Genomic DNA, 26,032 nt, shown 5'->3' with positions numbered 1-26,032 from the left:
CCGATCCTGCTTGTTATCCTGCCGCGCTCTGTCCCCGGTTCTCCAGCCGTTGCCGGAAGGCCCTGGCCAGGCGCTCGTAGAGATCTTTGGCCTCTCTGTCTTCAATATCGCCACGTATCCAGGGATTGTCGATGATTTCCAGCAGCACGCAGCCCTGGCCCTGCTGGCGCAGATCCACCCCGAACAGGCCGTTGCCGAGCTGGTGCACGGCGCGGCGAGCGGTCTGCAACACCCGCTCCGGCACCTCATTGAGCGGCAGTGCCTCGATCCGGCTCATGTCGAGGGGGTGCTTGCGGCGGCGGATGCGGTTGCCGGGTTCCGGCCGGTAGCGGCGGCAGGCGAACAGCGGCGAGCCGTCGAGAAAGCCGATGCGCCAGTCGAATTCGGCGGGGATCCGGCTCTGCACCAGCAGCAGGGCTGAGCGGCCCAGCCCCTCGTCCAGCAGGCGGGTGAGCTGGGTCTCGTCGCTCGCCATGGCGAGATCCCGCCCCTGGGCACCGTCGGGCACCTTCACCATCAGCGGCAGGCCGAGGCGCTGCACCAGCTCGTCCACCTGGTGGCGGCCGCGGCGGGTCACCACCATGGTGGGGGGCATGGGCACGCCGCTGCGCACCATCAACTCGTAGAGGTAGAGCTTGTTGCTGCAGGCGAGGATGGCGCGGGAGCTGTCGATCACCGGCATCTTGAGCTGCTCGGCGCGGCGGGCGAACTCGAAGGTGTAGTGGCCGACCGCTGTTTCTGCCCGCAGCCAGAGGGTATCGAACTCCGGCAGTCGCTCTATGGCGGAGGGCGCCAGTATCTCGGCCTGGATCCCCTGGGCGGCGGCAGCCTGGATGAAGCGTTCTATCGCCAGGGCATCGCTGCTGGCGCGGCCATCGTTCTGATCCATCAGGATGGCGAGCTGATAGAGCGGCGCCGTCTGCTCCTCGCCCCCGGTGCCCACCAGGGCCTGGGCGTGTTGCAGCATCAGCTCCCGCTCGCTCTGGCTCAACGCCAGCGGGGAGAGGCTCTGCTGCTGGCGCACCGACCAGCCGTGACGGCCTCGCTTGAGGGTCAGCTCCTGCAGCGGCAGCTGGCTCAGGCCGTAGTAGTAGCGGGCCAGCCCCCCTAGCTCGCTCTGCTCGCACTGGCCGAAGATGGCGCGCACCCGGATCCTGTCCTCGCTCTGGCGGGTCAGCCAGCCCTGCAGCTTGCGCCACAGCTTGGCCGGTGGCTGCTGGGGTTGCAGCCGGCTGATGGCCTGCAGTCCCGGCAGGCAGTGGTGACTGCGGGCCTGGGCCAGCAGTGAGCAGTAATAGCCCGCGCTCAGGTGCTCCAGACTGCGGCAGAGGTTGATGATGCGGGGGCGGCCGCCCGTGGTCGGCACGCCGTGTTGCAGATAGGTGCGGGCGGTCAGCAGATAATCGGCATGGCAGGGCCAGTCGCCCAGCTCTTCGACGATGACATAGGTACTCATATTTTCGGCTCCACAGAAAGGACTGCCTGAAAGGCAGGATCCCCAGTGGGCTTCGATGCACCGACAAGCACGACAATGGCGCGAGGGGAAACAAGAGGTTACAGTGCCTAATATTCTGCCTTGGTAACTTGTGATACAAGTCGCATTTCTGGTGCTGAGGATAAATAACCGAACAAGGACTCCCCGTGTTGACCGTGCGCGCGGCCCGAACCGATGATTTGGGCGCCATCGTGAAGCTGGAACGCTACTGTTTCCCCCCCGAGGTCGCCTTCGGCCGCAGCCGCTGGCACTACCTGCTCAGCCATGCCAAGGGGCGCACCCTGCTGCTGATGGATGAGAAGGCGCAGTTGATGGGCTACCTCAGCGTGCTGGAGCACAGGGGCTGGGACAGGCTCATCATCCAGACCCTCGCCATTCGCTGGACGGTGCGCCGCCAAGGCTGGGCCCGGCGCCTGCTGGAGCAGGTGATCCGGGAGGGCCGGGAGGCGGGCTGGGGTGCCATCCGGCTCGAGGTGGCCGACGCCAACCCCGAGGCCCAGACCCTCTACCACAGGTTGGGGTTTCGCCCAAGGCTCAGGCTGCCAGACTACTACGGCCCCGGCCAGCATGCGCACCGGCTGGTGCTGGCGCTGAAGCAGGACTGAGAGAGGAGAGGGGATGAGCTGCGATAACTGCCTCGCTACCGCCATCAGGGCCAAGCTCGGACGCTGCCCGATCTGCGCCATCCAGACCTTCGTCATCGGGGCCGTGGGCTGGCTGGTCTGGTGGTGGTGTGGCGCCGACACCTCGGTCAACGCCCTCACCGGCCTGCTGTTTGCCCTGGGGGGCAGCGGCCTGCTGCTGCTGCACCTGTCGGTCTTCCTCTGGCGCAAGGTGACGGGGCGCGAGCTGGATAATGAGTGAATTCTTTTTGTTTCAACCAGATAAATAACAATGGAGGTTCAGATGATCGCAATGGTAACGGGCGCCTCGTCCGGGTTTGGTGAGGCCATCAGCCGTCAGCTGGTGCAGGCTGGTTACAGGGTGATAGGCACCGGTCGCCGTGCCGAGCGGCTGGCTGCCCTGGCCGACGAGCTGGGGGAGCAGTTCCTGCCGCTGGCGTTCGACGTGCAGGACAAGGCGGCCACCCGCGCCGCCATCGAGGGGCTGCCGGCCGCCTGGCAGGAGGTGGATCTGCTGGTCAACAACGCCGGGCTGGCGCTCGGCCTTGAGCCTGCCCACAAGGCGGATCTGGAAGACTGGGAGCAGATGATAGCCACCAACATCAGCGGCCTGACCCTGCTCACCCGCCTGCTGCTGCCGGGCATGGTGGCGCGCAATCGCGGCCACGTGGTCAACATCGGCTCCATCGCCGGCACCTATCCCTACCCGGGCGGCAACGTCTACGGCGCCACCAAGGCGTTCGTGAAGCAGTTCAGCCTGAACCTGCGGGCCGATCTGGCGGGCACCGCCATCCGCGTCACCAACCTGGAGCCTGGCCTGTGCGGCGGCACCGAGTTCTCCAACGTGCGCTTCCACGGTGACGACGCCAAGGCGGCGACCGTCTATCAGGGGGTGCAGGCCATCCAGCCGGAGGACATCGCCAATACGGTGCTCTGGGTCAGCCAGCAGCCCGCCCACGTCAACATCAACAGCATTGAGATCATGCCGGTGGCCCAGACCTTTGGCCCGCTGCAGATCAGCCGTCGCTGAACCCTGTCTCGCCGGGATGAGAAGAGGCACCCCTGGGTGCCTCTTCTCGCTGCTGCCCTGTCGTTTTTTCCCGCCTGCCCGCGGCACCCGCCTGTTGTCATTCACCTTCTGTCCCAGATTGCCGCCACCTGGTGGTCAAGTTGGCCTGCAACTTGCTGAGTCATGGTTATTGGCGGGGAGTGTCTCCCCGGACGCCGGCCTGGCCGGCAGCAGCTTGGAGCCTTCATGGACATCAAACCTTATGGTCAGCAACTCGCCCAGAGTGCGTCCCACAGCCGTGCCCTGGCCACCCTCAGTGGCGATGACAGCCAGCAGGGGGGCTGGGATCAGCAGGTCAGCCTCTCCAGCCAGGTGCTGACCGGCAAGGCACAGCAGGTACTGACTTACGAGCATCTGGCCAGGAGCGGTAAGAGCGCCTCCCTGGCCGGGAGCGCCAACAATACGGTGGTACAGCAGCTGGTGGACAAGGCACTCGGCTTCGATCGCAAAAAATTTGACGATCTCGAGAGCCAGATCAAGGGGTTGGCCGACAACAAGAAGCTCTCGGCCGAAGAGCGGGAGACCCAGACCAGGGCCCTGACCGAGCAGCGTGATGCCATGCTCAAGGCGGCCATGGACAGGCTCACCGGCAAGTCCTCTGGCGGGCAGAGCGCCCAGGCCTGATACCAACGACTCGAACGGCAATCTTTGGTGTCAACTGGGTAAGATTTTGCCCCGGATGCCGGGGAAGGATGAAGCAGGGAGCGCCAGCGCCCTCCCTGCCGCAGACGGGGTGCCTCAGGGCTGTTTGGGCACTATCCCTATGGCGATGGCCGTGGTCTGGACGGCCTTGATCTGATCCCCCTTGGCGATCAGGGCGAACTGGGCCGGATCCTTCACCTTGAGGGTGAGGGTATCGTCCACACCCTTGACCCTGATGGTCTGCTGCGCCTTGTCGACGTCGATGACGTCGGCATAGATGGTGACCTGCATGCCAGCCCCGGCGCCCGGCTGCTCGCCGGCGGCCGCCTTGCTCCCCTCTACTTCCACTACCCGCTTTCTCACGCCGGCTGTGCCCTTGAGCAGCTCGAGATCCAGCAGTTGCAGGTAGCGCAGCGCCACCACGTCCCCCACCTTGAGGTTCTGGAGGTTGGTCACCTCTTCCCCGGCGACCAGATCGAAGGTCTGGCCTTCGGTATTCTTCAGGCTGATCTTGCGGGTCGCGAGATCGATGGCGGTGACGGTCGCCTCGGCCTTCACCTCTTCTGCCAGGCTGGCCTGGCCCGGGGTGACGGCCACATTGGCGGTCACTTCGGCGGCCTGTATCAGGGGATTGACACAGAGAGTGAGCACTCCTGCGATCCATGCGTGCTTCAGTTTCATGATTGAGACCCTATGACTGGAAAACAGAACCCCGCGAGAGGCGTCAGGATGACGACATGGCGCGGCGCCATGACGAAGCGGGGAGTGTTCCCCCTGCTCCAGTGACACCATAGCAAAGTCACACCTGAGTACCATCATGTCAAAGAGAACGCATCACCATTTTGATGGCCCGCTCCCGTTTTTGACCCGATGGGATGACGGCATGGCGGGCGCCATGAGGGAGCAGGGGACTGCTCCAGTGACACCATGGAAAAGTCATGCCTGAGTACCATGATGCCAAAGGGGGGATCGCCATTTTGATGGCTCGCCCCCGTTTTTTGACCCGACAGGATGACCAGATGGCGCGGCGCCATGAGGGCGCAGGGGAATGATCCCTCTGCCCCCGTTTTTTGACCTGATGGGATGGCTGGCGCACAATCCCCCAGCATGCATTCAACCGAGGGCTCTGCCGTGTACAACTTCCAATATGCCAATCCCACCCGCGTCTGTTTCGGGGAGGGCCAGATAGCCACGCTGCCGGAGCTGATACCGGCGGGCAGCCGCCTGCTGGTGCTCTACGGCGGCGGCAGCATCAAGCAAAACGGCGTCTATGAGCAGTTGACCCAGGCGCTGGTGGGACGGGAGTGGCTGGAGTTTCCCGGCATCGGTGCCAACCCGCAGTACGATCAGCTGATGGAGGCGGTGGATCTGGTCAAACGCGAGCGCATCGACTTCCTGCTGGCGGTCGGTGGCGGCTCCGTGGTGGATGGTACCAAGTTCGTGGCCGCCGCGGCCTGCTTCGAGGGGGAGGACCCCTGGGACATTCTGCTGGACAAGGCGCCGGTAAAGGCTGCACTGCCGCTCGGCTGCGTGCTGACCCTGCCTGCCACCGGCTCCGAGAGCAATCCCGCCGCCGTGGTGAGCCGGGGGGAGGCCAAGCTCTCCTTCTACAATCCGCTGGTGCTGCCCCGCTTTGCGGTGCTGGACCCCACCACCACCTACAGCCTGCCGGCGCGCCAGGTGGGCAACGGCGTGGTGGATGCCTTCGTCCACATCCTGGAGCAGTATCTCACCTTCCCGGTGGGAGGGGATGTGCAGGACCGGCTGGCGGAGGGCCTGCTGCAGGTACTGGTGGACAACGGCCCGCGGGCGCTGACGGAACCCACCAACTACCAGGTGCGGGCCAACCTGATGTGGGCCGCCAGCCTGGCCCTCAACGGCCTCATCGGGCGCGGCGTGCCTCAGGACTGGTCCACCCATGCCATCGGTCACCAGCTCACCGCCCTGCACGGGCTGGATCATGCCCAGAGCCTGGCGGTGGTGCTGCCCTCCCTGTTGCGGGAACAGGCGGCCCAGAAGCAGGAGAAGCTGGCCCAGTTCGCCGAGCGGGTCTGGCACTCCCGCCGGGAGGACAAGGCGCTGCGCATCGAGGAGGCCATCATCCGCACCGAGCAGTTCTTCCAGCAGATGGGGGTGGGCACCCGCCTCGCCGACTACGGTCTGAACGAGAGCTGCATCCCCGCCATCTGCTCAAACCTCAAGCGCTTCGGCCTGACCGCCCTCGGTGAGCAGCAGGATATCGATCCCGACAAGGTGGCGCGGATCCTCTCCCACGCGCTGTGATCCCTGCGTTCTGTGCTCCAACCTCAAGCGTTTCGGCCTGACCGCCCTCGGTGAGCAGCAGGACATAGATCCGGACAAGGTAGCCAGGATCCTCTCCCACGCGCTCTGATCATCTGGCTGACGAGTTGAAAAGAAAACGCCCCTCATTCGGGGCGTTTTGCATGGTGGCGCGCCGGGGGCTCAGGCGCTCTGATCCAGCTCGCGCTCCAGGGCTGCCGCCTTCTGGCGGGCCGGATGGGTATTGAGGCGTTCCCAGTAGGCCAGCAGGTGCGGGAACTGGGCCAGCTGGCCGCTTTGTGCCAGCAGATCCACCAGGAAGGAGTTCATGATGTCGGCGCCGGAGAGGCGATCCCCCACCAGATAGCGGCGAGTGCTCAAGACCGCATTTAGATAGCCCAGCACCTTGGCGCATTCCACCTGGGCGTAGCCCGGCAGGAAGCGCATCGGGCTGCCGTCCTTGCGCACGAACATGTCCAGCAGCAGCGGCAAGATGCCGGAGCTCTCGGCGAAGTGGATCCATTGCAGGTACTCGGGGTAGTCGGGGCTGTCGGTGGCTGGCGCCAGCCGCTCCGGGGCGTGACGGGCTATCAGGTACTCGGTGATGGCGCCGGATTCGGCCAATACGCGGCCGTCGAACTCGATGACGGGTGACTTGCCGAGGGGATGGATGGCCTTGAGCTCGGGGGGCGCCAGGAAGCTGGTGGCGTCGCGCTGGTAGGCCTTGATCCGGTAGGGCAGGTCCAGCTCTTCGAGCAGCCAGATGATGCGTTGTGAGCGGGACTTGTTCAGGTGGTGCAGGACAATCATAGGGACCTCGATTCGGTGGCAGGATGAGGTGTACGAGTGGGCGAGGCAAGTGGTTCACCGGCAGGCAAAAAAGAGCGGGCAGATGCCCGCTCTGTGCTGACTCAGGCCTCCAGCGCCTGATCCAGATCCGCCAGAATGTCTTCGATCGCCTCGATCCCCACCGACAGCCGGATCATCTCCGGCTTGACTCCGGCCTTGGCCTGCTCGGCGTCGCTCAGCTGGCGATGGGTGGTGGAGGCGGGGTGGCAGGCCAGGGACTTGGCATCCCCTATGTTGACCAGCCGCTTGAAGATCTTGAGCGCATCGTAGAAGCGCACCCCGGCCTCATACCCTTCCTTCAGACCGAAGGAGAGGATGGCCGAGGGGCGGCCGCCCATGTACTTCTCCGCCAGCGGATAGTGGGGGTGACCCGGCAGACCGGCGTAGCTCACCCAGGCCACCTTGGGGTGATGCTTGAGGTGGTGGGCGACCCGCAGGGCGTTGTCCACGTGGCGCTCCATGCGCAGGCTCAGGGTCTCCAGCCCCTGCAGCAGCAGGAAGGCGTTCATCGGTGCCAGGGCCGCGCCCGTGTTGCGCAGGGGCACTGTGCGTACCCGGCCGATAAAGGCCGCAGGCCCAAAGGCTTCCGTATAGACCACCCCGTGATAGGAGGGCTCCGGCTGGGTGAGCTGGGGGAAGCGCGCGGCGTGATCCGCCCAGGGGAACTTGCCCGAGTCGACGATGACACCCCCCAGCGAGTTGCCGTGGCCACCGACATATTTGGTCAGGCTGTGCACCACTATGTCGGCGCCGTGTTCTATGGGTTTGCACAGCACAGGGGTGGCGACAGTGTTGTCGACGATGAGCGGCACGCCGCGGGCATGGGCCACCCTGGCGAAGGCTGCCAGATCGACGATGTTGCCCGCCGGGTTGCCAATGCTCTCGCAATAGACCGCCTTGGTCTTGTCGTCGATGAGGGCGGCGATGGCCTCGGCGCTGTCATCCTTGGCAAAACGCACCTCGACCCCGAAACTCGGCAGCATGTGGGCGAACAGGGTGTAGGTGCCGCCGTAGAGCTGGGGGGTGGAGACGATGTTGTCGCCGGCGGCGGTAAGCGCCTGGATGGCGTAGGTGATAGCAGCGGATCCCGCCGAGACCACCAGACCGGCTATGCCCCCTTCTAGGGCGGCCATCCGCTGTTCCAGCACGTCGTTGGTGGGGTTCATGATGCGGGTGTAGATGTTGCCAGGCACCGCGAGGTTGAACAGATCCGCCCCGTGCTGGGCACTGTCGAACTCGTAGGCCACCGTCTGGTAGATGGGCACGGCCACCGCCTTGGTGGCGGGATCGTGGGAAAAGCCGTGGTGCAGGGCCAGGGTCGCATCTTTCATCACACACTCCTTGTTGGACGTCGTCGCCATTATGGATGGATAGACGTCCAATCTAGCAGGCCCTGCGCCGATGTAAACCACCCAATCCGGCAAAGCATTGTCAGGGGCTTGCAGTGATCCTGCGGTGCCCTTTCCCTGCCCTGAGTCCTGGCTCAGTCAGAAGCGACGGCGATACTCCCTGTCGTCTATCTGGTGCATGTCCCACTGCATCAGGCGGTTGAGCTGATGCATGGGATCCTCGATCAGGGTCAGCGGGCGGGGCAGGATCCGGCGGAAGTAGCGGCGCATTCCTTGCTGGATCCGGTTCGGTGCATGGGGGTTGGTCTGGCTCATGATGGTGCTCCTGTGCTGTGGTGCTCACGTTCGCCAGCAGTATTGAGCTAAAATGAGGAAGTAAAAACTGATGACTTACAGCAACAGGATTTCCTCTTTTATGCCGACCGGTCGCCTCTACCAGCAGTTTCAACGACTCGCCCAGCAGCTTGGCTGCGATGAGCGGGAGACAAGCCTCGCCGAGGTGGCGGATCTGCTCTGCTGCACCCCGCGCAACGCGCGCCTGCTGTTGCGCCGCATGCAGGATCAGGGCTGGCTCAGCTGGTCGGCCGAAGCGGGACGGGGGCGGCGCTCCCGGCTGGTGCTGCTCGACAGCCAGGAGAGCCTGACCCGGCGCCGGCTGCGGGATCTGCTGAGTCAGGGCCAGCTGGCGCAGGCGGTGCGGCTGGCGGAGGGGCGGCTGGATCTGCTCACCCCGCTGCTGATCGAGCAGCTCGGCCAGGCCACCCGGGAGGGGCGCCAGATCCTGCGGGTGCCCTACTATCGTCCGCTGCCCCAACTGCTGCCCACGGATCCGCTGCGCCGCTCCGAGGTGCACCTGAGCCGGCAGATCTTCAACGGCCTGACCCGACGAAATGAGGAAAATGGGGAAATCGAGGGGGACCTGGCCCACCACTGGGAGTGTCTGGGCCCCTGCCACTGGCGCTTCTATCTGAGGCCGGCGGTGCGCTTTCACCACGGCCGCGAGCTGGCGGTGGAGGATGTGATGGAGAGCCTGCTGGCCTTGCGGGATCGTCCGCTGTTTGCCCACCTCGCCCGGCTGGAGAGCCGCTGGCCGCGCACCCTGGATCTGCACCTCGACAGCCCGGATCCCCTGCTGCTGCACCTGCTGGCGGAGCCGGTGGCGGCCATCTTGCCCCGCGAGCTCAAGGGGGAGGCGGGCTTTGCCCTGCAACCCGTGGGCACAGGCCCTTACAGAGTCACCGCCAACGATCCCCTGCAACTGTGCCTCGAGGCCTTCGACGACTACTTCGGCCTGCGGGCCCTGCTCGACGAGATCGACATCTGGATGCTGCCGGAGCTGGCGGAGCGGCTGGAGAGCCACCTGCAGCTGGGGCGCGACAGCCCCGAGCTCGGCACCATGCGCGGCGAGTCGGAGCTGGAATCCGGCTGCTACTTCCTGCTGCAGGACGACAGATCCCCCCTGCTGCAGGATCCCGCCTTGCGCCAGTGGCTGACCCGGCTGCTCAATCCCATCGCCCTGATGGGACGGGTCGCCCCCGAGCTGCAGCGGGGCTGGACCAGTGCCCTCGGCCTGCTGCCTCACTGGCGCGAGGCCCTGCCCGCCGAGGAGCCTAAGCCGGCGCTGTTGCCGACCCGGCTGGTGCTGGCCTGTTTCAACCAGCATCTGGAGTTCAACGAGTGCGCCAATACCATGGCCAGCCTGCTGGCAGAGCAGGGGATCCGGCTCGAAGTGCGCACCCTGGATTACGGCCGCTGGGTGAGCGGCGCCGATGAAGACGTGGATCTCTGGCTCGGCACCTTGAACCTGGAGCATGAACACGCCTTCGCCCCCTACGCCTGGTTGCAGGGCACCCCCTTGCTGCGCCGGGTATGGGGGGGCCAGCAGGCCTTGTGGCAGGGATTGACGCAGTGGCGCGCCAGCGGCGCCGAGCCTGGCCCGCGGGCCTTGCTGGCCAAGGTGCAGCGCCAGGGCTGGTTCGTGCCGCTGTTTCACCACTGGCTGGAGCTGGAGAGCCGGGTCGGCGTGCATGGGGTGCGCATGACGGCCCTCGGCTGGTTCGATTTTCGCAGCGCCTGGCTCAAACCCGAACAGGGGATGGCGGCGCCGGAAACCGGAGGCGGCTCCCACCCGGATGCCGGGACACTTGAGTCATAAGGGTTGGCGCGCTAGCCTGTGCGCGGTCCCACGACAAGGAGTCGATATCCATGCTGGAAATGCAGATCCAACCCCGTTTTCAAGAGACGGACGCCCTCGGCCATATCAACAATACGGTGCCGGCGGTCTGGTTTGAATCGGCCCGTGATCCCCTGTTCCGCCTCTTCTCTCCCGAGCTGGATGTGCACAACTGGCATCTGATCATCGCGGGCTATGCGGTGCAGTTCAAACGGGAGCTGTTCTATGGCCAGCAGGTATTGATCAAGACGGGGGTACGGCGCATCGGCACCAGCTCCTTCACCCTCTGGCAGGAGGCCTGGCAGGGGGGCGAGCTGGCGGTGACCGCCGAGACGACCCTGATCCATTTTGACTACCAGACCCGTCAGTCCCGTCCCCTGAGTGACGCGCACCGGGAGGGGCTGAGGGCCTGGCTGGTAGAGAGTTAACCTGGCCTTTTGGCCATCACAGGACACTTATGCGCAAGACAGCGATCGCCCTGAGCCTCGGCTTGGGACTGGGACTCTGCTCCCTGCCTTCTCTGGCCACTACCCTGGCCGAGCAGTTCACCCTGATGGAGAAGGGTGCCGACTATGGTCTCGACACCCGGCTGTTCAGCCATGACGGTGTGGACATCAAGGCCTGGATCGACGGGGTTCCCGTCATCATAGCCGTGCCCATCCTGAACGAGCAGGGCAAGCAGGAGGGGGAGAGCCGCTACTACTTCAAGGGGGGCAAGCTGTTCGGGGTGAAGGAGCCCGCCGCCCAGTTCGCCTTCGATGACAAGGGGACGCTCACCCAGTGGCTGGACGAGAAGGGGCAGCCGGCGGAGTTCGTCAGCAAGATGAGCATGCAGCAGCGGGAGGCCTGGCTCACCCGGCGGGCGGCCGAGCTGAGCGCGCTGTTCGTGCCGAGTCAGGCGGAACAGAAGGCCGGTGAAGGCGGCGTCAAGCTGAAGGGGGCCGAGCTGACCCAGTGGCTCTGCAACGGCAAGCTGATGGCGCTCGCCAAGGGCGACAAGGTGACCTTCGAGCAGCCCAGGCTCAAGATCAGCCCAGAGGGCATGAAGGGGGAGGTCTCCCTTCGCCAGGAGAAGGGGTGGCAGGATCTCTGCCTCACCTGCGAGGTACAGGGCACCCAGGTGACCCGCCTCACCTGGCAGCCATTGCCAGGAGCCAACAAGCCGCAATGAGGGCGGTGACAGCATGAAGCAAGGGGGCCGTCGGGGCCCCCTCGCTATTTATGGCTGCTCCCCGAGCCTCAGCCGGGTCAGCGCCTCCACCCGCCGCCACTGCCCGGGCTCGAACCAGCGCGCCAGGATCGCCTGCTGCTGTTCGGCCCGCTCCAGGGGGAGCAGGGGCTCGAGTTCCGCCAGGTAGCCCGTCAGCTGCTGCTCGAACCCTTGCTGGCTCTGCGCCAGCTGGTGCAACCGATCCACCGCCTCTGGTCCCAGCTGCTCCAGCAGCACGGCGTCGCGCTCGGCGGGGGAGACCCGCTCCAGGCGCTGCAGATCGCCGAGCAGACGGCCGTTGGCTTCCGCCTCCCTGAACCACTGGGGCTGCTCCGCCAGCCAGAGCGCCAGCTCCTCCCTCAGCACCTCACTGTCGACGGCATCGGCCTCTGCCAGCGCCTTGCGCCTCAGGGTCCACTGCTCCATTAGCCTCTCTTCGGCAAACAGCGACGCCTGCTCGGCGGGGCTGAAGTGTTGCCGGCGCAGCCGCTCACGCTCATCGAACAGCAGTTGCAGGCTGGCCAGGCCCGGATCCGTCGGCACCGTCAGGCTCCCTTCCGCCCGCAGAAACTGCCGGTAGCGGGCCAGCATGGCGTCCTCTTCGTCCGTCTCGCCCTGCTCCAGCCGCTGGGCCAGTTGGTGGCGCAGGGCTCCCCGCTCGGGGGCCGCCGCCAGATCAGGGGCAGGCTCGGGCCAGAGCAGGAGTGTGCCCAGCAGGGCCTCGCCCAGGGAGAGGGCGACCAGCAGGAGCCGTCTCATAGCCCCAGCCTCTGCAAGCGGTTGGCGTGCTGGCGATACAGGGTCACAGGGTCGGTGTCGAACAGGTGGTGGATGCCGAACGACTGATTCACCTCGTCCAGATGGTTCATCCGGTAATGGGTGCCGATCACCTTGCCGAGGTGGCTGCTGCAGACCCCGACCAGGCCGTCATTGGGCTCGTGAAAGAAGCTGCCGGTCAGGGCCAGCGCCGGATCCACCGGATCCAGGATGTTGGTCATGGTGCCGCGCCCGCTCCAGGAGAAGTAGTAGACGCCATTGTCGGCCAGCAGCGGCCCCTCGCCGCAGTGCTGGCCGGGGAGTCCTTCCGGATAGCGCAGGTTGAAACGTTGTGCCCCGGCACTGGTCAAGGCATCGAGGGAGGCGAGGGGATCCTGGGGCAGGTCACTGCCGCCGGAGAGCAGCGAGATGACCCCGGAGAGCGCCGAGGCGGCGGCTACCGCCAGCTGCTCGGCCACCGAGCCCGGCGCCACCCTGGCGCGCACCAGATCGGCGATCTCCGAGCCCTGGTTTACACCCCCCACGCTGGTGGCTGAGGCGACCAGCTCGGGGGCGACAGAGGCCACATAGCGGATGGTTGGGCCGCCGTGGGAGTGACCTATGAGGTTCACCTTGTCGGCCCCGGTGATGGCCAGCACCTGCTGCACCTGCCTGAGCAGCTGCTCGCCACGCAGCTCCGAACTCTGGGTGGCGGAGACCTGCGCCACGTAGACGCGGGCGCCGTCCCGGGTCAGGGCCTGGGGAATGCCGTAGAAATAGTCGACCCCGAGCAGCCTGTCGAAACCGAACAACCCGTGCACCAGCACTATGGGGTAGCGGGTCTGGGTATAACCGGCCCCCTGGCCCAGCATGGGCAGGGCGCACAAGAGCACCAATAGCCATCTTTTCATCTTCACCGTCCTTGTGAAAATCGGCTGCGCTCCGGCAGCCACCGGCCTCATGCCAGTACCGGTAGCATGGTAGCTGAACTCAAATGTATCTGTGGATGGGATCACTAAACCGGGGATTGCAGAAAAACCCTACCCATATGGGCAAAAAGGGGCTGCGCCAACTATTCCTTGTGTCCGTCCATCAAATAAGTTAAATAATAATTATTATCATTTGAGTGTTAAAGCCATGACGCTAAGTTGGGTGAAGGGATGGGTCGGTGCCACCGACGGGGACAGCAGCATGGCGCACTGGAAGGCGCAGACCCTCTGTGGCAATCGCCATTTCGACGCGGGTGAGCACGCCAGGGCGCTCGACTGTTACCAGCAGGCCTTGTGGCTGGCCCGTCAGCAGTTCGCCTGCTGGCCGGATGCGGACGAAGCCGTGGCAGCCCTGGTGGTGGCCCACCACAACCTGGCGGATCTGCTGGTGGCCATGACGCTGCCGGACAGGGCCGCCGACATGTTGTGCCACGTCCACGACTGCCTGCTCGCCACCAGTCAGTCCCCCGCAAGCCCGGATCCCCTGCGGGCGGCGGCTCTGCGCCACACTCGCAGCACCCGCACCGAACTGCTCGCCTTCGTGCGCAAACACGGCACTCAGGATGCCATTCAGCGCTGTCTCGGCCAGTGTCTGTGCCAGACAGAGTCCGCCCATCGATTGCATTGAGCCCAACAAGAGAGAGAACGACCATGAGCCATACCTTGCCCGCCCTCGCCTATGCCTATGACGCGCTGGAGCCCCATATCGATGCCCTGACCATGGAGATCCACCACAGCCGCCACCACCAGACCTACATCACCAACCTCAATGCCGCCCTGGCCGAGCTCCCCGAGCTGGCGGCCCTGCCGGTGGACGAACTGCTCGCCCGTTTCGACAGCCTGCCGGCGAGCGTGCAGGGGGCGGTGCGCAATCATGGCGGCGGTCATGCCAACCACAGCCTGTTCTGGCAGGTGATGAGCCCGCAAGGGGGCGGCGAGCCGGGCGGTGAGCTGGCCGAGGCGATTGCCCGGGATTTGGGGGGCCTGGATGCCTTCAGGCAGGCCTTCACCCAGGCGGCCCTGAGCCGCTTCGGTAGCGGCTGGGCCTGGCTGGTGGTGGACAAGGCAGGCCACCTGCAGGTGGTGAGCAGCGCCAACCAGGACAGCCCCCTGATGGAGGGGCTGGTGCCCGTCCTGGGGCTGGACGTGTGGGAGCACGCCTACTACCTCAAGTACCAGAACAAGCGTCCCGACTACATAGCCGCGTTTTACCAGGTGGTCGACTGGGCCGAGGTGGCGCGTCGCTATCGGCAGGCGCTGGCCTGAGCCCCCTCATTTTCTTCCCTCATAAAAAAAGAGACCCGCCATCAGGCGGGTCTCTTTTTATGCTCTGCTCAAGGGGCGGCGTGGGTTGCCGTTGCGGCACTGGTCGCCTTGTCTGCATCTGTTGCTGCCACCGCACTGGCCTCGGTGGTCGCCGTCGCCGAACTGATTGCTGTTGCCGCTGCCGAACTTGTCACGGTCGCTATGCTGGTTGCCACCGCAGCGCTGGCCACACCGACGGCCTTGTCGAGCGGCTTGCTCGGGGTCGCTTTCGCCGCAGTGGTCTTGGCCGGGATGGGCAGGCAGGGCTGGCTGGCCCCTATGGTGCTCAGGGCCTGGCAGGGGATGGGGCCGCCGATGACGATGGGCTCGCCGAGGAACTTGGGCCCCTTGTCCAGCACGTAGAGATCGAGCAGCCCCATCAGGCGGGCGAATACCTCGCGTACCCGGGTCTTGATGCCCTGATAGGCGCTGGGATCCAGGGCGTTGAAGCCGACGGCCTCTATGCCGAAGTGGCGGGCGATGAAGATGGCGCGCTCGTTGTGGAAGGCCTGGGAGACCACGGTGAAGCGGGCCTGACCGAACACCTCCTTGGCCCGCACTATGGAGTCCAGGGTGCGAAAGCCCGCGTAGTCGCTGTAGATGGCGCTGGCCGGGATGCCCGCCTGGATAAGAGCTCGCCGCATCTGGCGCGGCTCGTTGTACTGGACGGTGGCGTTGTCGCCGGAGACCAGTATGTAGTCCACCTTGCCGTTGTTGTAGAGCTCGGCGGCGGCCTTGATCCTGTACTTGAAGTAGTGGTTCGGGCTGCCCCCGATCAGGTACTTGGAGGTGCCGAGCACCAGGGCGACCCTGTTGTAGGGCACCGCATCGACGTCGTCGTAGGTGTAGTGACGGGCGTCGGAGACGGTCCACTCGCTGTAGCCCAGCAGCGCGGCGACTGAGGCCAGCAACAGGCAGAGGCAGGCGAGCAGGATCTTGGCAAACTTCTTCATGCGCGGTGCGGTTCGGGTCTGAAGTAAGAGATGACAGGGGGCCATTCTATTACAAGTTGCCCTGGCGCGTCAGGTTTGATGCGCCGCCATGGCGTCACTCGGGCACAGGCTGTCGCAGAGCGCGGCGCGATCTTGAGTCCATCAAAAGGCGTCATAAAAAGGGCGGCCATGGCCGCCCTTTCTCATTCACGCCTCACCCTCAGTGGGCTGAGTCGTTCGCCTTGCACTCGTCAGACTCCTTGTTGGCGTCCCACCAGGGCAGCAGATCGCGGCTCAGCCAGCTCTGGTAGGCCTCGCTGTCATTGGCGATCAGCTGATCCAGCTCGGCCTCGAAGGCGCTCATCGCCTGCTGCTGATCCGGGTTGCGCAGGGCCTGGGCCATGGCCAGCCAGCTGGCACCGCGCCCTGTCTCGTTCAGGAAGCGATGCACGGTGTAGGACCAGGAGTAGACCATCTCGCCACCCTTGTCGTAATCCAGGTGCAGTATGTCGGCCAGGCTCGGTCGCTCGGCCGCCGGACGACCCGCCACGTTGTCCATGCCACGGGCGAAACACTGACCGTGGGCGATGAACTCCGCCAGCCCTTCCGACCACCAGGTGGTGCGGTTGAGCGGGTAGTGACCGAAGCTGCCGTACTGGTTGAAGCGGCCATCCAGGTAGTGCACATACTCGTGGCGCAGGTTCCACACCTGGAAGGCGGGGCGCTTCCACTCAGCCTCATAGGCGAAGAAGCGGGCCTGGTTGCCGGGGCGAGCCGGATCCCCCTCGATGTAGATGCCGCCGTTGTCGGTGGAGACGCCACCAAACAGGGCGCTGCCGTAGCGTTTCCAGTCGGCGGAGGAGTCGAAGATCACCAGCTCCAGCGCCTCGTTGTCGTCATCCGCTACCGGCTGCCAGCCTGTTTCCAGCTGCTGATGGAACAGCTCTTCCTCGGCGCCCAGCTCGCGGCAGATGCCGTCGGCCTGATCCTGGCTCAGCTCCTGGGCCCGCAGGCGCAGGGTCGGCGAGCAGGTGTGCTCGAACGGCAGCACATCCTCCAGCCGTATCGGGGTGCAGAGTCCGGCGAAGTCACCGCTGATGCAGGCCTCGCCGGTGCGATCCGTGTAGGTCAGATAGTAGGTGGAGAGGGTCAGTGACATCTCTTCCAGCAGATCCTGACTCTGTTGACCGCCGGGGATCAGGCCGTGATGACGGATGAGCTCGATGACTGAGCCATCCAGCAAGGTGCGATAGCCTTCGCTCTCGCCCGGGCGGGTATAACGGGCGACCCGGTAGAGGCGGGTATAGGCATCCAGCACGTTGTTGAGCAGGAACAGATCCTTGCCATCCCGTCCTTGCCAGAGCGACAGCTCGCTCATGCCGAGGGCGTGCAGCTGTTTGCGCAGCTCGCCATCCTGCTGGCGGAAGTCGGCGGCGAAGGCATCGCTATGGTCGCTGGCGAAGTCGAGGAAGTTGAGCAGATCGAACAGACCGGTTGCCCAGGCATGCTGACCATTGATCTCGCTGGCATGCCGGGTGCTGTAGGCCAGCATCTGGTTGAACTGGCCGAGCAGGGTACCGAACCGGCTCTGCACCGCCGGGCTCTTGAACTGGCCATGCAGGGCGATACTCCAGGCCCCCATGACGGCTCCCACCTCATCGCTGGCCTGCTCCGGATAGAGCAGCGGATGGGCACCGAGCGCGGTCAGGGCCTCGGCCAGCGCCTCGGCGGCGGCCGGGCCATCTTCCTTGTGCTTGCCGTAGTTGTGATAGTTGTGGGCGCGCACGTATTCCAGCAGTAGCTTCATGGCCGGATGGGCGGGCTGATTGGCCGCCAGCAGGCTCTGGATGCCCCGTGACACCGCCAGCAGCTTGGTGTCATCGTGGCCATAGTTTTCCTGCCAGACGGGAGCGGGCTGACCGCTGGCATCCTGCACTATCCTGGCGGCGTCGGCATCCAGCAGATCCGTGCCTGGCTGTTCCGGCTCGGAGCAGGGGCGGCCATCGGCGCGGCGGCAGTCGAGCTGCTCCTCCTTGCTGGCCAGCACTATGGGACGATTGAGCACCCGGCTCTCCTGCCACTCGGTTGTTTCCGGCAGTGTCTGCCATTCGCTGCCACCGACCGGGTATTGATAGCCGCTGTCTTTCAGCACCACCTGCACCTCGCTGCCGGCGGGCAGGGTCTGGCGGCACACCCGGTAGCTGATGGTCTTGTCCCCTTCCTGGCGGGTCTGGGGCTCATCGCACTCCTGCTGGGCCTTGCTCTCGTCCAGCTGCCAGCTGTACTGGCGCCAGACGTGCAGCTCGCGGACCTGGCTGGCGGCCTGACTGCCTGGCACGGGTTGCAGGCGGAAGAAGATCTGCTCGAGGCGGCCGTCCCGCTCGTTGGGGGTCTCCTCCAGCACGCTAAGCTGTTGCCAGTCTTGGGGCTGATATTGCCAAACCTGCTCGGCGCAGCGCCCCTCTGCGTTGAGCTCGCAGCGATCCAGCTCCTGCTCGCTGTGGCCCAGGACGATGCGCTCGGGGAGCGGCAGGACATCCTGGCGCGGCGCGGTCGGGGTACCTGCCAGCGGCTCCCAGCGGCCCTGTTTCAGGCCGTAGCCATAGTCATAACTGCTGGCCGGGATGGCCTTGCCGGCCGGCACCACCTCTTCACAACTGAGGTAGCGGATCTGCCAGCCCTGCTCGACCTTGAGCTGCGGCTCGCCGCACTGCTGCTCGGCCAGGGTCGCCAGACTGGCGTCGCGCCAGTCGAAACGGCGATAGACCCGCAGTTGCTGATAGGGCGCCTCGCCATTGCGGGCGCTCAGCTCATAGGTCACTTCGGTGAGGCTGTCCCCCAACTGGCGGCTCGATTGGTCCTTGAGCTGGTACTCTTGCCAGTCGGGGGAGTAGGTGGCCAGCGCCGAGGTGGCGAGCAGGCCGGGGGCTGCCAGGAGTAGCAGCCGGGTAGAGAGGTGATTCATCATGATCCCTTTGGTAGATGGAGTGGCGTGGGGACCAGACAGGGTATTGGGCTCCAAAAGAATATCAACGCGCCAGATGGCGCCGAGGAATCATCTATCCGGGAGGAAGCAATATAGAAACAGCCCCAAAAGGGGCTGTATTGATAGCAAGGACTGCGTCTCATATGGGGGGCGCTCTCAGTCCCCGGCTTGCAGGCTCCGGGCGAGCAGGGTGCGGGAGGGTTTCAGGCTGCCGCCGAGATCCGGCCAGGGCAGCCAGCGGTCCGGCACCATAAAGCCGGGCAGGGCGGCGCGGATCCAGCTCGCCAGCTCTGCAGGAGGAACGGCTTCCCCGTGCCAGTCGATAAAGGCGGCGGGGCGCTGCCCCCATTGCGCGCTGGGGATGGGCACCACCAGGGCCTGAGCCACGGCGGGGTGATCCACCAGCCGCTGCTCTATGGTCTCGGGCTGGATGTTCTCCCCTCCCGAGATGAAGAGGTTGTCGAGCCGCCCCTCCACCACCAGCTCGCCGCCCGGAGTGAAATGACCCTTGTCCCGGGTGTGGAACCAGCCCTCCTCATCCAGCGGCAGCACCAGCTCCCCGGCCTGGAAATAGCCGGCAAAGAGGGTGTCGCCGCGCACGCAGATCTCCCCCTGCCGTATGCTGACTTCCCGCCCGGGCAGAGGCCTGCCCACCACCCCGGCACCGGCAGGCAGGCCGGTGCAGACCTGGCTGCCCATCTCGGAGAGGCCATAGCTCGACTTGGGGGTGAACCCCAGGGCCTTGAGGTGATTGACCAGGGGCTCAGGGATGGCGGCCCCCCCGAGCAGCAGCTCGCGCAAGCGGGTACGGGCGGGGTCGAAGCCTTGCGCCAGCAGGCGCCAGAGCTGGGTCGGCACCAGCGAGAGGTGGGTGATGGGCTGATCCTCGAGCCGCCCCTTGAGGGGCAGGGTTCGATCGTCCAGCACCAGGCTGGCCCCCGCCAGGAAGACCCGGAACAGGATGGCGTAGCCGCCCACGTGAAACAGCGGCAGGGAGAGCAGCCAGCCGCACTCTGCATCGAGAGGGATCAGGCTGGCCGAGCCCCGGGCCGAGGCGAGGTGGTTGGCCAGGCGGTGCACCACCGCCTTGGGTGTGCCGCTGGAGCCCGAGGTGAGGATCATGTTGTTGAGTTGGGCCGGTTCAAGCGGCCAGGCTTCCTCGCTTGCCGGCAGTTCACCCCTGAAGTCGAGCTGCAGCGGCAACCCGCTCCCCACCGGGATCTCCCCCGCTGACCAGAAGGCGCAGGCATCAAGCTGTGCGGCCAGTTCGGCCTGCCTGACGAGGGGGAAGGCGGGATTGAGCGGGCAGAAGACGAGGCCGCTGCGCACGCAGGCCCAGGCCAGCAGCACATCTTCCAGGGCGCCGCGCACCACGGCGGCCAGCCGGTCGCCGGCCTTTAAACCCGCCTGCTCGAGCTGCTTGCACAGGCCGTTGAGCCGAGCATCCAGCCGTCGGTAGCTGAGGGAGCCGCTGCCGTGGATGGCGATGCGTTCGGGCGCCGTCCGTGCCCAGTGGCGCACCGGGCAGGTTTCCAGTGAGGCGTCAGCCACAGGGACGGGCGGCATGGGGGCCCCTTCAGTCACGGTGAAACAGGGGGGTCATCAGGCTCGGGTCGGGTTGGCCCTGCTTGTCCAGCAGATCCCTGGCCAGCCAGCGCCTGGTGTCGAGGCCAGGGGCCTGATCCGGCGCCCACTCTCCCGCGAGGCGGGCGAGCTGACCGAGACCGACACCGGACTCGAAACAGGAGGAGACGATGACTTTCAGCTTAAGCTCGCGGGCGCGGGCCACCAGGGCCTCGCTGTTGGCCAAGGAACCGAGCAGGGTCGGTTTGAGCACCAGGGCCTTCAGCTGGGGTATGGGTTCCCATGGCTTGCCCTGGGCCAGCAATTCATCCAGCGCCACCGGCATGCCGGTGCGGTTGGCGACGAAGGCGATATCGGCAAAGTCGGCACAGAGATCTTCCAGGTATTCGATCCGGTTCGGATCCAGGTGACCGCAGAAGGCCCAGGCCTCCTCGCGGGTCCAGCCCTGGTTGGCATCCAGCACCAGCTTGAGATTGGGGCGCCGATCGAGCAACAGGCGGATCAGCGCCAGCTCGTCCCGCATGGGGTAGCGGGCCACCTTCAGCTTGGCCTTGAGGGGGGTCTCGTGCAGCCACTGCTTCCAGTTCTTGAGCAGCTCCTGAGGGGAGCCCTGAATGAGGGGATAGGGTTCGGGCAGGCTGGTGCTCTGCTGTGGCCAGTGACGGCGGGCACAGTCGAGCCCGAACTGCACCGAGGGCAACCGGGGGGCTATGGTCTGCCCCTGGGCCAGCTGTGCCAGGCAGGCCAGGCTCTCGGCTTGCGCCTCGGCCAGACTCTCCCTGGAGAAACCGGGCAGGGGGGCTATCTCCCCCCAGCCGTCGTTGATGCGCACCAACAGGCCCTCTCGCGCCACCTCCACCTTGCCGTGAAAGGTCAGGGGCTGGGTAAAGGGCAGTTGGTAGCGATAGAGAGCGAGTGTCATCAGGGGTTCCGCTTGTATTTGGAGAAGTCGGGGCGGCGCTTCTCGTTGAAGGCGTTGCGCCCTTCCTGACCCTCTTCGGTCATGTAGAAGAGCATGGTGGCATTGCCCGCCAGCTCTTGCAAACCGGCCTGGCCGTCGCAGTCGGCGTTCAGTGCGGCCTTCAGGCAGCGCAGCGCCATCGGGCTGTTTTGCAGCATCTCCCGGCACCAGCGCACGGTTTCCCGCTCCAGCTCGGCCAGGGGCACCACAGTGTTGACCAGCCCCATGTCGAGGGCTTGGCTCGCATCGTACATGCGGCAGAGGAACCAGATCTCGCGGGCCTTCTTCTGGCCGACGATGCGGGCCATGTAGGAGGCGCCCCAGCCGCCGTCGAAGGAGCCGACTTTCGGACCTGTCTGGCCGAACTGGGCGTTGTCGGCGGCTATGGTGAGATCGCACATCATGTGCAGCACGTGGCCGCCACCGACCGCATAACCGGCCACCATGGCGACCACGGGTTTGGGGCAGGTGCGGATGTCGCGCTGGAAGTCGAGTACGTTGAGGTGATGGGTCCCCTCGTCGTCGCGGTATCCACCGTAGTCGCCACGGATCTTCTGGTCACCGCCGGCGCAGAAGGCCTTCTCGCCAAAGCCGGTCAGTATGATGGTGCCCACCTTGTCGTCGTAACGGGCATCGGCCAGGGCCTGCAGCATCTCTTTCACAGTGCGGGGGCGGAAGGCGTTGCGCACCTGAGGGCGGTTGATGGTGATCTTGGCAATGCCATCCTGGGACTTGTGATAGAGGATGTCCTCGTAACCGGCGGAGCAATCCTGCCACTCAATGGGAGCGTACAGTTCCGCTTCCGTCATTGCCTCAATCATGGTTTTTTCCTTCTGGTGTGGTAGAAGTCAGCCGGGCAATCCTGTCAGGGACGACGGTGGCATGGGGTTGCGCTTCCGTCATTGCGTCAGTCATGACTCTTCTTTTCTGGTTGCTTGACCCAGTCCCGCAGGAGCCGGGCAAAGGTGTCGGGCTGGCTGGCGTGCAGGTTGTGCCCGCCATCCAGAGCCAAGTGATTGATATTGCAGCCTTGCTTGACCAGCTGGCAAGCCAGGCGATGGAATTTGTGATCCCGGCTGCCGGAGATCCAGCGCACCGGCAACCGGGTTTGGCCCAGCCAGGGGGCGAGATCCGGCTGCTTACCAAGGGAGGTGGCGCGCAGCATGGTCGCCACGGCGGAACCCTCGTTGCCAAGGCGTTTCGCCATTTGGCGGCCACGGGCCTCCTCGTCCAGATCGGCGAACACCCCCTGCCGGTACCAGTCCGCCAGCACCAGGGCCAGGGGTTCGCGCTCGAAGCGCCGGGCCCAGCCCTCGTCGTGTGCGAGGCGGGCGGCGCGCTCGGCCACCGGCAGACCCGGATGGCAGTTCTCCAGCAAGAGCGCCTGCAAGCCGGCGGGGTACTGGCTGGCGTGATAGAGGGCGAGCCGTCCCCCCAGGGAGTAGCCCGCCAGCCGGTAGCGCGTTATACCCCGCGCGGCCAGCTCGCCGCAAAGCCACTCGTGGGCCTCGTCAAAGCCGCTCACTCTCAGCCCCTTGTTGCTGCCGTGGCCCGGCAAGTCCAGCGCGTGGCAATCGATTCCAGGCATTGCCTCGATCACTGGCTGCCAGTCGTCGGCGTTGCCGAGCAGACCGTGCAGCAGCACCAGCGGCGCCCGTTCCTGCTCGAGAGACGTAGGTTCAATGACCACGGATAGCCGTCCCCAATGCCTTCAGATCCTCGGCCACCTCGTTGTTCGGCACCTTGATTTCAATCAGGGTTACCCCTTTTTCCAGGGCGGTTGCGTAATCTTGCTCGAACTCGGCCAGGGTGGTCGGCGCCCGGTAGTGCAGGCCGAACATGGCGGCGGCGTGCTCGAAGTGCAGGCCGTGGGGCAGGCAGTAGTAGGTCTCCAGCAACGCATCTTTAGTCGGTACCGGCAGCATGCGGAAGATGCTGCCGCCGTCGTTGTTGAGCAGGATCACCACCAGCGGCTGGCTCCCCTTGCCGAGCAGGGCCAGGCTGTTGAGATCGTGCAGGGCGCTGAGATCGCCGAGCAGCAGGGTGGTCGGCTCATCGCTGGACAGGGAGAAACCGAAGGCCGTGGCGATCAGGCCGTCGATGCCGGAGGCGCCACGGTTGGTCATCAGCCGGCTGGGGCCCTTGCCGGTTTCGCCGAGCATGTCCATCAGCCGGGCCGGCATGCTGTTGCCGACGAACAGCTGACCCTGGATGAGCTGGGTCAGCTGGTGGCAGACCCCGAGTTCGGAGAAGCGATCGCAGGCACGGCGAATGTGACTGCTGATGCCCTGCTGGCGCTCCGCCAGCCGGTGCCAGGGCAGATGGCGGTGGTCCACCGGATGGGCCGCGGCGAAGGCGCCGGGCGTACACACCAGGCGGCGACGCAGCCGGTAGTCCGGATCCAGCCTGGCCGGCTGCGGGTCCACCAGCCAGTAATCCTGCCAGGGGTGCTGCTTGATGAACTGGCCGAGCCGCTTGGAGATGAGGCGGGCACCGAATTGCAGCAGCACCTCGGCCCGGGCCAGCTCGGTCACGAAGCAGCTGTTTTGCAGGGCGAGATCCGTGTGGATGAGGTTGCGGCTGTCGAAGCGGATCTGGCTCTGCAAGTCCGCCAGCAGCGGCCAGCCGAGGCGCTCGGCCAGCTGGGCCACCCTCTGAGCCTCGGCAGGATCCTGAATGCGGCCCGCGACTATGACGCCGCGTTTGCCCTGCAAGGCGGCCCAGTCGGGCTGGCGGGGGCAGTGCTGCTCGCCCTGCTGCCAGGGGCTCCAGGGCTCCCTTGAATGGAGCCAGTCACCGAGCGGGGCCAGGTAGTCGGAAAAATCCAGGTACGCCTCGCCGGGATAGAGGGGCTCGGGATACATGCAGTTGAAGTGAACTGGCCCCGGGGTCAGTGCCTGTCTGGCCAGGGCCTGATCCACCGAGCTCAGCACGAAGGCCGCCGGTATGGTCGGGGTGGGGCTCGGCAGGTTCTGCTGATGGACGGGGTAGCGACCGAAGATCCCCTGCTGGTCGATGGCCTGGTTGGCGCCGTTGTCGATAAGCTCAGGCGGTCGATCGGCCGAGAGAATAATCAGCGGCACGCCTGTGAGTTGTGCCTCGGCCACCGCGGGCCAGAGGTTGGCCACCGCAGTGCCCGAGGTCATGATCACCGCCACCGGTCGGCCGCTCCCCTTGGCCAGCCCCAGCGCCATGAAGCCCAGACCCCGCTCGTCGAAGTGGAGGTGACGGCGAAAGCCTGGATGGGCGGCGGCGGCCATGGTGAGCGGCGCCGAGCGGGAGCCCGAGGCCAGCGCTATGTCCCGCACCCCGAGGCGATAGAGCTCTTCCAGCAAGAGGGAAGACCAGACGTGGTTGAAGGTGGCATGCTGGCTGGCAAACGCTCGGTGCTCAGGCAATTGGCTGGCGGGCATATGGCTCTCGCAGTGGGTCGATGAAAAACGCTATCCCAGCAGGGAGAGCACGTTGGCGATCTTGTTGTCGAGTTCGGCCCACTCGGCGGCGGGCTCTGACCCGGCCACTATGCCGGCACCGGCAAACAGGCTGATGCCCTGCGCCCTGATGCGGGCGCTGCGGATGGCGACCGAGAACTCCGAGGTCTCCCGGCTCAGCATGCCGCAGGCACCGGCGTACCAGCCGCGCTGGTAAGGTTCACATTCGCGGATAAAGGCCAGCGCCGCCTCGCGGGGGGCGCCGCCCACCGCAGGAGTCGGGTGCAGGGCAGCCAGCAGCTGCCAGTCGCACACACCGGGTTTGAGCTCGGCCTCGATGTCGCACTTGAGGTGTTGCAGCAGCCGCAGTTTCAGGATGCGCGGCTCGGTCAGGGTGGCGTCCGTGGTGAGGGGGGCCAGTCGGCTCAGGATGTCTGCGTGGACCAGCCGGTTCTCCAGCCGGTTCTTGCTGTCGGCCAGCAGCTCGGCGGCCAGGGCCGCGTCGGCCGCCTCGTCACCGGAGCGGCGTATGGTGCCTGCCAGCGCCTCGGTGAAGAGGTGGCCGCGCTCCCGGCGATAGAGGCGCTCGGGGGAGCAGGAGATGAAGCTCTGCTCGGGGGAGAACTGGAAGCCGAAGTGGAAGCACTCCTGGGCGTGACTTGCCCACTGGGTGAGCAGGGCCCAGGGGCAGAGGGGATCATCCCCATGCTGGCGGGTCAGCACGCTCTCCCGGGAGAGCACCACCTTGGGAGTGTGGGCCTGAAAGGCGGGGCTGGTCACCCGCTCTACCAGGGTTTGCCACTGGGCCTGACCCGGGACATCCTGGCGCTGCCAGAGGTGTTTTTGCAGTGGGGGCAGGGGGGCTTCCGGTTTCAGGGCGTCGAGGGCGGCCTCGGCCGCCTGCAGTTCGGCATCCAGATTGCCGTCGGTCAGCCAGAGGTTGAGGCAGAGGCTGACACACTCCCCCCGGCGCACCAGCTCGATGCGCGGCAGCACGAAGCGGCAGGAGCCGAATCCCTGCCAGCCGGGTTGGGCCGGATCGAACGCCAGGCCGCCGTAGTAGCGGGGGCTGTCTTCACTGCCTGCGTTGGCGAGATCGCAGACCCGCTGGATATCCGCTGGTCGGGTCAGCTCGTGGATGGCGCCGAGGGCCACGTACTCGGGGCTCCTGGGACCGCGGGCCTGCCAATAGATGCGGGGATACAGGGTCTGCGCCGCCAGCCATCCCGGGAAGAGGTCGACGTTGGCCGCCACGCGCAACCGCACGAAGCCGCTGACATTGCTGTGACGCAGGGCGTCCAGTTGTTGCTTGAGATGGGTCTGAGCCAACATGGATGTCTTGTCTGAGCCGGATAGTCGCAATCGCTCTGGGGGAGGATGGCGCAGGTTGATGCCAAA

General features: G+C 65.7%; 25 protein-coding genes. 10 read left to right on the top strand and 15 right to left on the bottom strand.

Translation table 11 applies throughout. From position 1 onward, the window contains the following. Nucleotides 1–13: 13 nt before the first annotated feature. Nucleotides 14–1,456, bottom strand: coding sequence for a RimK family protein (locus tag WIR04_RS18645; RefSeq protein WP_025325520.1), 1,443 nt, complete (start codon nucleotides 1,454–1,456; stop codon nucleotides 14–16). Nucleotides 1,457–1,641: 185 nt separating this feature from the next. Between WIR04_RS18645 and WIR04_RS18640 the strand changes: the two genes are divergently transcribed. The 4 genes from WIR04_RS18640 (at nucleotide 1,642) to WIR04_RS18625 (ending at nucleotide 3,811) form a co-directional block, all read left to right on the top strand. Then, on the top strand, nucleotides 1,642–2,100 hold the full coding sequence (locus WIR04_RS18640; protein WP_338888919.1) for an N-acetyltransferase: 459 nt from the start codon (nucleotides 1,642–1,644) through the stop codon (nucleotides 2,098–2,100). Nucleotides 2,101–2,113: 13 nt separating this feature from the next. Further along, nucleotides 2,114–2,359, top strand: a complete 246-nt coding sequence (locus WIR04_RS18635) for a DUF3624 family protein (protein ID WP_338888917.1) — start codon at nucleotides 2,114–2,116, stop codon at nucleotides 2,357–2,359. A 42-nt stretch (nucleotides 2,360–2,401) separates the two neighbouring features. Beyond that, nucleotides 2,402–3,148 carry an SDR family oxidoreductase gene (locus tag WIR04_RS18630; RefSeq protein ID WP_111910704.1) on the top strand — a complete coding sequence of 249 codons (747 nt, stop codon included), beginning with the start codon at nucleotides 2,402–2,404 and terminating at the stop codon, nucleotides 3,146–3,148. 225 nt (nucleotides 3,149–3,373) lie between these two features. After that, entirely contained in the window at nucleotides 3,374–3,811 is a 438-nt protein-coding gene (locus WIR04_RS18625) for a hypothetical protein (RefSeq protein ID WP_338888914.1), read from the top strand. Nucleotides 3,812–3,925: 114 nt separating this feature from the next. On the opposite strand, the gene WIR04_RS18620 is transcribed toward WIR04_RS18625, so the two are convergent. Next, complete coding sequence (locus WIR04_RS18620; protein WP_338888912.1) at nucleotides 3,926–4,480, bottom strand: hypothetical protein; 555 nt, start codon at nucleotides 4,478–4,480, stop codon at nucleotides 3,926–3,928. A gap of 456 nt (nucleotides 4,481–4,936) precedes the next feature. Between WIR04_RS18620 and WIR04_RS18615 the strand changes: the two genes are divergently transcribed. Beyond that, nucleotides 4,937–6,112: an iron-containing alcohol dehydrogenase gene (locus WIR04_RS18615; RefSeq protein ID WP_338888910.1), complete on the top strand. Its 1,176-nt coding sequence runs from the start codon at nucleotides 4,937–4,939 to the stop codon at nucleotides 6,110–6,112. Nucleotides 6,113–6,292: 180 nt separating this feature from the next. Here WIR04_RS18615 and WIR04_RS18610 read toward each other — a convergent pair whose 3' ends face one another. From WIR04_RS18610 to WIR04_RS18600, 3 genes are all read right to left on the bottom strand, one after another. After that, entirely contained in the window at nucleotides 6,293–6,919 is a 627-nt protein-coding gene (locus tag WIR04_RS18610; protein WP_338888908.1) for a glutathione S-transferase, read from the bottom strand. A 101-nt stretch (nucleotides 6,920–7,020) separates the two neighbouring features. Further along, entirely contained in the window at nucleotides 7,021–8,289 is a 1,269-nt protein-coding gene (locus WIR04_RS18605) for an O-acetylhomoserine aminocarboxypropyltransferase/cysteine synthase family protein (protein WP_338888906.1), read from the bottom strand. A 156-nt stretch (nucleotides 8,290–8,445) separates the two neighbouring features. Beyond that, nucleotides 8,446–8,622: a hypothetical protein gene (locus tag WIR04_RS18600; protein WP_338888904.1), complete on the bottom strand. Its 177-nt coding sequence runs from the start codon at nucleotides 8,620–8,622 to the stop codon at nucleotides 8,446–8,448. A gap of 100 nt (nucleotides 8,623–8,722) precedes the next feature. Between WIR04_RS18600 and sgrR the strand changes: the two genes are divergently transcribed. From sgrR to WIR04_RS18585, 3 genes are read left to right on the top strand one after another with little or no spacing between them, the layout of a single operon-like run. Further along, nucleotides 8,723–10,462: an HTH-type transcriptional regulator SgrR gene (sgrR, locus tag WIR04_RS18595; RefSeq protein WP_338888902.1), complete on the top strand. Its 1,740-nt coding sequence runs from the start codon at nucleotides 8,723–8,725 to the stop codon at nucleotides 10,460–10,462. Nucleotides 10,463–10,512: 50 nt separating this feature from the next. Then, nucleotides 10,513–10,908 (top strand): acyl-CoA thioesterase, encoded by a 396-nt coding sequence (locus WIR04_RS18590; RefSeq protein WP_025325530.1) that lies wholly within the window; start codon nucleotides 10,513–10,515, stop codon nucleotides 10,906–10,908. Between the two features lie 29 nt (nucleotides 10,909–10,937). Continuing rightward, nucleotides 10,938–11,651, top strand: a complete 714-nt coding sequence (locus tag WIR04_RS18585) for a hypothetical protein (protein ID WP_338888898.1) — start codon at nucleotides 10,938–10,940, stop codon at nucleotides 11,649–11,651. Nucleotides 11,652–11,699: 48 nt separating this feature from the next. Here the strand turns inward: WIR04_RS18585 and WIR04_RS18580 are convergent, their stop codons facing one another. Beyond that, nucleotides 11,700–12,449: a lipase secretion chaperone gene (locus WIR04_RS18580; RefSeq protein ID WP_338888896.1), complete on the bottom strand. Its 750-nt coding sequence runs from the start codon at nucleotides 12,447–12,449 to the stop codon at nucleotides 11,700–11,702. Continuing rightward, nucleotides 12,446–13,357, bottom strand: coding sequence for a triacylglycerol lipase (locus WIR04_RS18575; protein WP_338888894.1), 912 nt, complete (start codon nucleotides 13,355–13,357; stop codon nucleotides 12,446–12,448). The genes WIR04_RS18580 and WIR04_RS18575 overlap by 4 nt, the downstream gene beginning before the upstream one ends. A gap of 280 nt (nucleotides 13,358–13,637) precedes the next feature. Between WIR04_RS18575 and WIR04_RS18570 the strand changes: the two genes are divergently transcribed. Both WIR04_RS18570 and WIR04_RS18565 read left to right on the top strand, forming a co-directional pair. Further along, complete coding sequence (locus WIR04_RS18570) at nucleotides 13,638–14,063, top strand: hypothetical protein (protein WP_338892643.1); 426 nt, start codon at nucleotides 13,638–13,640, stop codon at nucleotides 14,061–14,063. Nucleotides 14,064–14,086: 23 nt separating this feature from the next. Next, on the top strand, nucleotides 14,087–14,701 hold the full coding sequence (locus WIR04_RS18565; RefSeq protein WP_338888892.1) for a superoxide dismutase: 615 nt from the start codon (nucleotides 14,087–14,089) through the stop codon (nucleotides 14,699–14,701). Between the two features lie 68 nt (nucleotides 14,702–14,769). Here the strand turns inward: WIR04_RS18565 and WIR04_RS18560 are convergent, their stop codons facing one another. From WIR04_RS18560 to WIR04_RS18525, 8 genes are all read right to left on the bottom strand, one after another. Beyond that, nucleotides 14,770–15,738, bottom strand: coding sequence for a SanA/YdcF family protein (locus WIR04_RS18560; RefSeq protein ID WP_338888890.1), 969 nt, complete (start codon nucleotides 15,736–15,738; stop codon nucleotides 14,770–14,772). Nucleotides 15,739–15,892: 154 nt separating this feature from the next. Then, entirely contained in the window at nucleotides 15,893–18,637 is a 2,745-nt protein-coding gene (locus tag WIR04_RS18555) for a collagenase (RefSeq protein WP_338888888.1), read from the bottom strand. Nucleotides 18,638–18,814: 177 nt separating this feature from the next. Further along, on the bottom strand, nucleotides 18,815–20,224 hold the full coding sequence (locus tag WIR04_RS18550; protein ID WP_338888886.1) for an AMP-binding protein: 1,410 nt from the start codon (nucleotides 20,222–20,224) through the stop codon (nucleotides 18,815–18,817). A 10-nt stretch (nucleotides 20,225–20,234) separates the two neighbouring features. Then, a complete protein-coding gene (gene menC, locus WIR04_RS18545) occupies nucleotides 20,235–21,164 on the bottom strand; it encodes an o-succinylbenzoate synthase (protein WP_168236320.1) in 930 nt (309 codons plus the stop codon). Beyond that, nucleotides 21,164–22,024 (bottom strand): 1,4-dihydroxy-2-naphthoyl-CoA synthase, encoded by an 861-nt coding sequence (gene menB, locus WIR04_RS18540; RefSeq protein WP_106885113.1) that lies wholly within the window; start codon nucleotides 22,022–22,024, stop codon nucleotides 21,164–21,166. Before menB ends, menC begins: the two co-directional genes overlap by 1 nt. A gap of 86 nt (nucleotides 22,025–22,110) precedes the next feature. Next, nucleotides 22,111–22,893, bottom strand: a complete 783-nt coding sequence (menH, locus tag WIR04_RS18535; RefSeq protein ID WP_420883435.1) for a 2-succinyl-6-hydroxy-2,4-cyclohexadiene-1-carboxylate synthase — start codon at nucleotides 22,891–22,893, stop codon at nucleotides 22,111–22,113. Beyond that, nucleotides 22,883–24,616 (bottom strand): 2-succinyl-5-enolpyruvyl-6-hydroxy-3-cyclohexene-1-carboxylic-acid synthase, encoded by a 1,734-nt coding sequence (gene menD, locus WIR04_RS18530; protein ID WP_338888881.1) that lies wholly within the window; start codon nucleotides 24,614–24,616, stop codon nucleotides 22,883–22,885. Before menD ends, menH begins: the two co-directional genes overlap by 11 nt. 30 nt (nucleotides 24,617–24,646) lie before the next feature. After that, complete coding sequence (locus WIR04_RS18525) at nucleotides 24,647–25,966, bottom strand: isochorismate synthase (RefSeq protein ID WP_338888879.1); 1,320 nt, start codon at nucleotides 25,964–25,966, stop codon at nucleotides 24,647–24,649. Nucleotides 25,967–26,032 lie beyond the last annotated feature (66 nt).

Source organism: Aeromonas rivipollensis, from assembly GCF_037811135.1.
Lineage (GTDB): Bacteria > Pseudomonadota > Gammaproteobacteria > Enterobacterales > Aeromonadaceae > Aeromonas > Aeromonas rivipollensis.
Note: the sequence above shows the minus strand (reverse complement) of the source record. Positions and strands in the feature narration are given on the sequence as shown.